The sequence below is a fragment of the Enterococcus sp. DIV0175 genome (genome assembly GCF_050529075.1).
Lineage (GTDB): Bacteria > Bacillota > Bacilli > Lactobacillales > Enterococcaceae > Enterococcus_B > Enterococcus_B thailandicus.
Map to the genome: position 1 here is coordinate 2,154,022 of NZ_CP172880.1, position 9,270 is coordinate 2,163,291.

9 protein-coding genes are annotated in these 9,270 nt (G+C 33.0%); all 9 read right to left on the minus strand.

The window, feature by feature from the left end; all coding sequences use genetic code 11:
* Positions 1 to 169: 169 nt before the first annotated feature.
* On the minus strand, positions 170 to 529 hold the full coding sequence (locus tag IGJ76_RS10215; RefSeq protein WP_067482513.1) for a hypothetical protein: 360 nt from the start codon (positions 527 to 529) through the stop codon (positions 170 to 172).
* Between the two features lie 160 nt (positions 530 to 689).
* Positions 690 to 1,289, minus strand: coding sequence for a hypothetical protein (locus IGJ76_RS10220; protein ID WP_067482515.1), 600 nt, complete (start codon positions 1,287 to 1,289; stop codon positions 690 to 692).
* A gap of 444 nt (positions 1,290 to 1,733) precedes the next feature.
* Complete coding sequence (gene galU, locus IGJ76_RS10225) at positions 1,734 to 2,609, minus strand: UTP--glucose-1-phosphate uridylyltransferase GalU (RefSeq protein WP_067482517.1); 876 nt, start codon at positions 2,607 to 2,609, stop codon at positions 1,734 to 1,736.
* A 160-nt stretch (positions 2,610 to 2,769) separates the two neighbouring features.
* Positions 2,770 to 3,780: an NAD(P)H-dependent glycerol-3-phosphate dehydrogenase gene (locus IGJ76_RS10230; protein ID WP_067482519.1), complete on the minus strand. Its 1,011-nt coding sequence runs from the start codon at positions 3,778 to 3,780 to the stop codon at positions 2,770 to 2,772.
* Between the two features lie 63 nt (positions 3,781 to 3,843).
* A complete protein-coding gene (locus IGJ76_RS10235) occupies positions 3,844 to 4,458 on the minus strand; it encodes a hypothetical protein (RefSeq protein WP_067482521.1) in 615 nt (204 codons plus the stop codon).
* A 27-nt stretch (positions 4,459 to 4,485) separates the two neighbouring features.
* Positions 4,486 to 5,136, minus strand: a complete 651-nt coding sequence (locus IGJ76_RS10240; protein ID WP_067482523.1) for a hypothetical protein — start codon at positions 5,134 to 5,136, stop codon at positions 4,486 to 4,488.
* Positions 5,137 to 5,148: 12 nt separating this feature from the next.
* Positions 5,149 to 5,958, minus strand: a complete 810-nt coding sequence (locus tag IGJ76_RS10245) for an ABC transporter permease (protein WP_067482525.1) — start codon at positions 5,956 to 5,958, stop codon at positions 5,149 to 5,151.
* Complete coding sequence (locus IGJ76_RS10250; RefSeq protein WP_368027404.1) at positions 5,951 to 7,315, minus strand: ATP-binding cassette domain-containing protein; 1,365 nt, start codon at positions 7,313 to 7,315, stop codon at positions 5,951 to 5,953. The genes IGJ76_RS10245 and IGJ76_RS10250 overlap by 8 nt, the downstream gene beginning before the upstream one ends.
* 77 nt (positions 7,316 to 7,392) lie before the next feature.
* The gene (locus tag IGJ76_RS10255) at positions 7,393 to 9,267 is read right to left on the minus strand and encodes a glycosyltransferase (RefSeq protein ID WP_430596600.1); all 1,875 of its coding nucleotides are present in this window, start codon (positions 9,265 to 9,267) and stop codon (positions 7,393 to 7,395) included.
* Positions 9,268 to 9,270 lie beyond the last annotated feature (3 nt).

Here is a 9,270-nt window from a genome sequence, read left to right on the forward strand (position 1 = left end):
CCGTTACAAAGCCTTTATCATAACACTTTTTCAAATAACAAGCAGTCAAAATTTAATTAAATAAATTTCATTCACATACACTCACCTACAAAATGACTAAAAAAGAGGCTGGAGTCAACATAGTACACCCAAAAGTTAGATCAAACATCTAACTTTTGGAATAGACTACTCATCCAACCTCTTTTTCTTCTTTCACTGAGCGATACGGAGCCGCATGCTTTCCTTTTTTGATCAAATGCATTCGATGCCCCAGATAAGGGATACAAACTACTACATATAAACTAATCAAAACGGCTGCAAAGATCAGCGCCACTTCGATGTTAACTGCTATTTGCAACATTAAGCTACCAAGTGCAATCGTTGCTAAATACCATACGAAAATCAATCCTTTTTCTTTGCGTCTGACCATCTGAAACATGATATAAAAACTGACACAAAAGAAAGGTAATAAAATCAGCCAATTGCTTCCTTCCAGTAACCACTTCAGTCCATCTAATAATGATTGAGCGATTGCTATTAGTTTCTCCATGAACTTCACACCTTCTATTTAAATTCCGTTCGACAAAAACTCTTCACTAGTTTACTACTAATTCAAAAAAATTGTTAACGTTTCTTCTTTAATATCGTTCTATTTTTGTACATTTAAGCAAAAATTAAAGCTTCTTTTAAGCACAGATTCGTGCACTTCCTTAGACAAAACGATTCTTTTTTTCTAGTACTAGCTGTTTTTGAATTCGAGAAAAATCAGTAATACCGTCCAACACTTCATAAAAACCTAAAATCTCATTAATTTCTTGTACACTCAATCCATCCACAGCTTTATGTCCAGCTTCAACTAATGCCTTTTGTTCTCGCCAAAAATCGTTAACTGTTTGCACTGAATGTTCTGCGAGCTCATATACATGCCACTGATCTGCCAGCGTCTGGATCAACAACTGTTTCTTTTTCACAATGGCAGTACTCTTTAATTTGTCATACCCATAGTCCTCTTTCCACAGCAAATAACTTTGTTTCGTTGGAAATAAGATTTCTTGTACCTCTTTATTGGTAAAACCCAAAAAATGAAGTAATAAAAAATAGCGAGGATTGATTACTGTTTCTTTTTTGGGAACACGATTCGTTATTTTCTGATTCTCTACTAAAAGTGTGGCTAACTGTTTTATTTTTTTAGGTGCTACTTTTTGAGAATGATACCACTCAGGATTTTCATTCAAGAGTTCAAGTAACTGCATTCGGGCAACTTTTTTCAAAGCTTTGTCTTGTTTATTCATCACAATCGGCTTGTACAACGTCAGCCACCCACACTTCCCTCCACTAATCTTAAGTAAAAATGATGTCTGCTATCTATTTTATAGCAAACCAGTCAGCTGTCAAATAGAAAAAGGTTGTGGCGCAAAACGTTTAGCTCCGACAAGATAGCGAGCAAACACTCAAAATAGTTTTCCATATTTTGAAATGAATGCAAGCTATATGGAGGAGTTGTTTTGGGAACACCGTGGATAAGGTTGCGGCTCCAAGCGGTCAGCTCCAAAAAAATAATGCGCAACTACCAAAAATAGCCATTCATATTTTTGGACAGTTGAGAGTTATTGCGAGTAGTTGCTTAGGGAACACTTCGCAACAAAATCATCCCCCACTCTGCTATCACTCAAAGTTCTAAAACAAATCATCCAAACACATAAAAATAGAGACCAAACAACCTGGCCTCTACTTTAAATCAATTACTCAATCAATTACTTTAATTCTTTTCCTAATTCAATCAGATATTCTTTTAGCGTTTCACCAATTTCTGGGTGCTGCAATCCATATTCGATACTCGTTTTCATGTAGCCAAACTTATCTCCGACATCATAGCGTGTACCTTTAAATTCATGTGCAAATACACGTTGACTTTTGTTCAGTTCATCAATCGCATCCGTCAACTGAATCTCGTTACCCGCACCAGGTTTTTGTGTTTCCAAGATAGTAAAGATTTCTGGATTTAACAGATAACGTCCAATAATAGCCAAATTACTTGGTGCGTCTGCTGGATCTGGTTTCTCCACAAAATCTTTCACACTGTAAACATCATCTGAAACAATTTCACCAGGATTGATAATGCCATATTTCGATGTATCTTCATGCGGAACACTCATAACAGCGATTGTTGAAGATGTTGTTTGTTCGTAATCATTCATCAATTGTTTTGTCAAAGGTACATCATCCACCATTAAATCGTCCCCCAGCATCACAATAAAAGGTTCATCTCCTACAAAAGCTTTCGCCTGTAATACAGCATGACCTAAACCTTTTGGATGAGATTGACGGATGAAGTGTAAATTAACGTCTGTCGTTTCTTCGACTAATTTCAATAATTCATTTTTTTCTTTTTCACGTAAGTTTGTTTCCAATTCAACATTTGAATCAAAGTGGTCTTCAATTGGTCGCTTTGCTTTTCCGGTAACAATTAAAATATCTTCGATCCCTGAAGCCAAAGCCTCCTCAACAATAAACTGAATCGTTGGCTTATCAACGATTGGCAACATTTCCTTTGCCATCGCTTTTGTGGCAGGTAAAAAACGTGTGCCTAATCCTGCTGCTGGAATCACAGCTTTTCTAACTTTTGTCATGATTTGTTCGTTCCTTTCTCACAATCATCCATTTAAAATAAAGTTCTCATTCAAATATTATAGCAGAGGTAAAATAGGAAACCTACTTTCTTTCGGTTTTATACTCAGTAAAAAAGAGAGCAAGATGATGTTTCCCTTTTGCTCGCTCTCTTTTAATTATTTACATAAATTCATTTTCTGTTTTACCATCGCGCAACATGATGTCTTTTGCAGCTTGCCTGATATCTTTATCTTCATATAACACACTATAGATGGTTTCAGTGATTGGCATTTCCACGTTTAATTGCTTAGCTAGTTCAACAGCGGCTTTCGTTGTTGAAACACCTTCAACAACCATCCCCATATTTTCTAGAACTTCAGATAATTTATGTCCTTGTCCTAATAAGTTTCCAGCACGCCAGTTACGGGAATGAACACTTGTACAAGTAACAATCAAATCGCCCACACCGCTCAATCCAATAAATGTCAGTGGGTTAGCACCCATAGCTACACCCAGACGACTAATCTCAGCTAAGCCGCGAGTCATGATAGCCGCTTTTGCGTCATCCCCAAATCCTAGACCGTGGATGGCGCCAGCACCAATCGCAATAATGTTTTTTAATGCAGCACCTGTTTCTACACCAATTACGTCATTATTTGTATAGATTCGGAAATAATCATTCATAAATAAATCTTGAACAAATTCTGCTGCTTTTTGATCAATACTTGCAGCCGTAATCGTCGTGATATCATGAACAGCAACTTCTTCTGCATGACTTGGACCAGAAAGAACAACGATTGCTTGGCGTTTTTCTTCTGGAAGCTCTTCTGCAATAACTTCTGAAATACGTTTGTGTGTCCCTTGTTCCAGACCTTTACTTGCATGAATGATGATTGGTTTCGTATTCATTTTTTCTAACAATTCTTGTGCAACTGAACGAATCGCTTTTGTTGGGACAACGAATAACACAGCATCGGCGCCATCAACAGCTTCCGCTAATTCTTTATATCCGACAATTGATTCAGGAATTTGCAAGTCTGGTAAAAAATGTTTGTTGGTATGATAGTTATTGATTTCATCAATTTGTTCAGGAACGTTTCCCCAAATTCGAACATCATGACCATTTTCTGCTAAGGTCTGCGCTAAGGCAGTCCCCCAAGAACCTGGACCTAAAACTGCGATTTTTTTCATTAAATTTCTTCCTTTCAATTGTGAATCTAAAAATTATTTAATCGTAAATATTAACATTTTACCTTATTGTTGCTCGTAGTTAACATAATAGTAAGAATCATTATCTGGTGCATTTTCACGAATCAATTGTTTACCTTTTAGATAGAATTTATAACTCTTAATTTCTGGATTAATATGAACTGTTTTTGAAATATAATACTTGTCTTCACTAGCTGTTAAATCTGGAATAGTTTTATTGTCTAGCTGTTCAAAAGATTCTTGATTTTCTTTTTTCAACTTAGATTTATAATAACTATCAGAAACGATAAAACTTTCTTGTTTCAAACCTAGATAGTTATCTTTCTGTTTGATTGTGGACAAGGTACTCCCTGTAACTAATTTGTTATTCTCATAGACACCAATAAAAATATGGGATTTATCAATCGGCGAAAAGCTTAATTTTTTTTCTGTATCTTCCCATTTCACATGATCAAATGATGTTAATTCTTCGCCACGATATTTACCTTTAGAAAGATAAAATTTCCCATTTACAGCTGAGAAATCAGAAACTGGAGATATTTTGGAGTAAATATTTTGGTAATACCATAAACTACCGCCGCCGACTAACAACATCAATAATAACACAATGCCAACAATGAGCCAGCCTTTAGATTTTTTTTCTTTGGTTCTTTTAGCCATAACTAAGCTCCCTTTTATAGTATTTTTCTATTTAGACATAAATTGTAAGACTTTTTCTTTTGCTTTAGCTAGATTGTCTGGAGGTAAATCATACTTGATTAGTTTTTGACTATTCCTTTTTAGTAAATCTTTTATTTCTACCGTCATCCCAGTAAAAGTCAAATTAGTATCGACAGCGGACTTTAACTGATTAAACTTTTTAACTAGTATAACTGGATTTTTTATTTTCTGAACTTTTTGTTTATATAAGCGTACAATATGTTCTTGCCTTACAAAAATAGAACTGCCTTCAGAAACATTTGGATCATACGTAAGAAAGACATCCAGCTCTTTAAATGTTACTTTTTGCTTGCCACATTTAAAGCGAACATTCTCTTGAACAAATTCAGAGGGATTTGATATAGTAACAAGTTCATTTTGAGCTAATTCTTCCATAACTATTTTTAAAAGTTCTTCCTTAGTTATCACCACATAAGTCTTAACTGGTAAATCAAACTCTGTAGAAAACCAGACTATAAAATCTGATCTATTGAGCAAGGAGAACTGCTCACCTAAATGTATCTTGGTTTCTGTTATCGTTTCTGGAAGTACATGAACGAGTAAATTTTTATCATGTTCAGATGAATAATAATAAAAAGTACTGTTTAGCTTATTATCAATGACAAACAAGGTCTCCATTTAGTCTTCCCCCTAAATATAATCAACAAATTTTGCTCGGAATTTTAAATGAATGTGTGAACCAATCAACAGTAATAAAAGAGTTGTACTCCAAAAAATCAGACCATACGTTCCTTTATTCCAAAACCATTCTCTAGATAAAAATGAGTCTCTAAATCCGTCAATTAAATAATATAACGGATTAATTTCTAAAATCTTTACTAGTCCTTCAGGTAGATTTCTTGTTTGAAAATTCCAAATTGCTCCAGATATATAAAATAACAGTCTGAAAATTGATTGAAGCATTACATGATAGTCGCGCACTAGCGTTGTAATCGTTGCATTAAAGATGCCGAATGCATAAAGAAAAACAAGCATAGAAAAAAAGTAATAAATATATTGTAACCAATACAGCGTTGGATAGACTCCATTTAATAACAATGCAGTGATAACAATCATCATATACCAAAAATAATTCGTCAGCTGTCCCGCTATAGAAATCGATGGTAAAACACTAACAGGAAACTTCATTTTAGAAACTAAACCAACTTGTTTATAGATACTATTTGACGCTTGCATAATTGATGGTGATATAAAAAACCAAGCAGAAATTCCTATAATCATCCAGATAATATATGGGACTCCATTAATCGTTCTTCCACCATGAACACCTAGTCCAAAAACCATATAATAGATTCCTACTTGAATTAATGGATTCAATATTTGCCATAGTAATCCTAAGTAATTATTTTGATATGTCGCTTTTTCTTCATACTTCGACATTCTAAAAATAATTCCTAGGTTTGATAGTTGCTCTTTAATAATAATCGCTACTTCATTCATTACTCACACCTCCAGTTGAGCTATCTTGTTGGATTTGTGAAGCAGGGATAGTGATTTCTACTCCTGCATTGATGACTTCATTATCCAGATTGTTAACTCTCATTAATTCTTCTAACGAAACGTTGTATTGTTGTGCAATCCCTAGGAGGGTTTCTCCAGGAACAATCGTGTGCGTAACCATCTCTATCGATTCACTTGAAGTACTAGCATCTGATTCTTCACTTTTAGTTGTAGAGTTAGATGTTTTACTACTTTCTTTTGAAGATTTGTTGGAGATGTTTCCCTTAGATTTTCTTTCATTATTTAACCAGTGTGTTCTTGCAAATTCCACTGGATTATTAAAGAAATAGGTTAACGAACGGCCACTAAAACTAATAGTTGATAAAGTAATCATTATAAAGAATAAGCAAATAATCAAAATCTTAGTTGATAGTTTCATTTGCGTGCCAATTTGATTTCTTTCCATTTGTTTCTGTAACTGTTTTAATTCTACCCTTGTCATCAGATGATCACTTTGTAATTTTTCCATTGTACTTTGATACATACTTTCTAACGAAAAATCTTTTTGTGCTTCTTTTTGTGACTTTTGATAATTGTTTTGTTTTTCTTTAGGTAAATCTTTAAACCACTTGGTAAACTTTTTATATTCATTAATTACTTCTTTAGTAGGCCCAAATCCAGCTACTTCACCGTAATGTAACCATAAAGTTTTATCACACATTTTTTTTACCTGACCTAATGAATGACTAACAAAAAAGATAGTTTTTCCTTCTTTTTTAAATACATTAATCTTATCAATACATTTTTGTGCAAATGTATCATCCCCAACGGACAATGCTTCATCGATAATCAAGATATCTGGATTTTGATGGATTGCCACAGAAAATCCTAATCTTGATTTCATCCCACTAGAATAATTTTTGACTGGCTGATCAATAAATTCTCCTAGATCAGCAAAATTGATGATATCGTCAATTTTGTCATCAATTTCTTTATTACTCATTCCTGACATTGAACATTTTAATTTAATATTTTCTCTGCCCGTTAACGCAGCTTTTAAACCTGCACCAATTGCAACAATCGAGGTCTCTCCATTAATTTCTAGCTCGCCAGAAGTTGGTGGAATAATTCCACCTAGAATTTTTGAAAGGGTAGATTTTCCAGAACCATTAATTCCAATTATTCCAATAGTTTCTCCAGACATTACTTCAAATGAAACACCTCGAAGTGCCCAAAATTTTGGAATACCTGTAGCTGTAGATTTAAATAACGATTTTAGCTTATCAGATTTCTTTTTTAATAGTTCATATTCTTTAGTTAAATACTTAGCTCTTACCTTTACTGTTTTTTCAATCATATTTATTGCCCATTCCAATCTTTTTTCAAAGATTATTTTTTTAATTAACTATTTTTTATATTTAACAAATCTTTATTTTACATTAGAAATGATTGAATCTTTTCTTTTATTATTGGTAAATCAAACATTTGATAGTGCTTCTTGTTTTGTATACCTAACAAAAAAGGATCTAACGGGGATTTCAAAATAATAGGTAGCATTTCTAATGGCAGCGTAATTTCAAATAGATATTTCCCATCCACATGCACTCCTTTATAAAGCAAAGGTTCCATTTTTTCTGGAGTAATTACATGAATATAGCAAGCTGGATTATTTTTTGTGTTTGTTAATTTGATTTGTATCTCAAGATTTAATTTAAATTCAGTATCACTTTTTATGATAGAGTGAACTGATTGACTTAGTGACTGCACTACCACTGGAAGTTCATCTTGATAATCATCTAGATAGTCAAATAAACATAATAGTTTTTCACGAATCTTATCCTTAGAATATTGTTCAACGACTTTACCAGTATTTTTAGATAATTTATTTAAAGAGTCTGTTTTTTTTACTAATTCAACGATTGTTCTACTTAATGCAGAAATATCGCCATTAGGAACAATACGCCCATTTAGACCATCTTCGATTAAATCTTTTGGTCCATAATTATAATCAAAAGCAACAACTGGAGTATTCACACTAAGACTTTCTAAAATTGAAATACCAAAACCTTCCGCCTTTGAAGTCATTAGACTGAAACCACTACGTTGAAACTCTCCAATTGCATCCTGCGTATAGCCATGAACATGTATGTTTTTTTCGACACCTAATTTTTTTATCAATAGTTCATAACTTTGTTTTTCATCCCCTTGCCCAAAAATATCTAGTTGTGCATCTGGAACTTCCTTTACTGCATTGGCAAATGCTTCAATAGCTAAATGAATTCTCTTTCCCTTATTAAATTTTGAAATAATTACACCACGATTCAAATTCTTAGATACTGTCGGTCTTGTTTTATTTACAAGAAATGGATGTCCAATAACAAATAAATTATCTCTTTCCCCAAATTGGCTTGTAATATGTTTTTTCATTTCATCAGTAAGAAGAATCACTGCACCAAATTTATCCAAATTTTCTAGTGTTCCTTTTGTATATGCTCTTAATGGACTACCATACGAGCCGTCCTTGCCGTAAATATTTACGTGAATAGTTGCTACTGACATTATTTTATTTGTAAAACTATTTTCTATGACACAAGAATCCAAACGATGATCTTCTACAAAAAAATATGGTCTATTGGACATTTCATTCAGTTGAAATATCCAATAGTCTTTCAATTGCTTTTCATTGTCAAATTGATTTACATTACCATTCTTTTGAAAATGTAAAATATATGTCATTTGTGCTTCTTCATTATACTTACTTGCCAAATATTTTCTTCCGTCACTAGCAAAAAAATCACTTTGAGCCAAGAATCCTTCGCTGTTGAAATAATTTGTCCTTAACAAGATACCATCACTTCTAAAAATCTCTCTCTTTATTCTTTTTTTATCTTCAAAATAGTCAATCATAGAAATTGATTGATTTGTATTCAACTTGATTCTTTGTAATAATTTATTGTTCTCCTTGTACTCAAATACTTGCTCATTTTTCGTACTCTGAACAAAATTCATTTTTCTTTCGTATTCATCAAAAGTTACCACACTGTCACTATAGAAAAGAGTTTTATCTTCCGAAAAAAATTCGTAAATATTCATGAAAAAAACATTATCTGGTAATTTTTTTATCTTGTGTATATCATTAAAAATATTTCTATATTGCGGGCGAAAATTAAATGTACAAATATGTGTAGCAAGAACATCTTTCTCCCATGTTTTACTTCTCAAAAACATAGACTGCACACGCCCGCCTGAATCCACACTAACAGAATCATTAAGAAAAAAGATTTCTCTTTGTTTTAGATTGGCACTCATTAA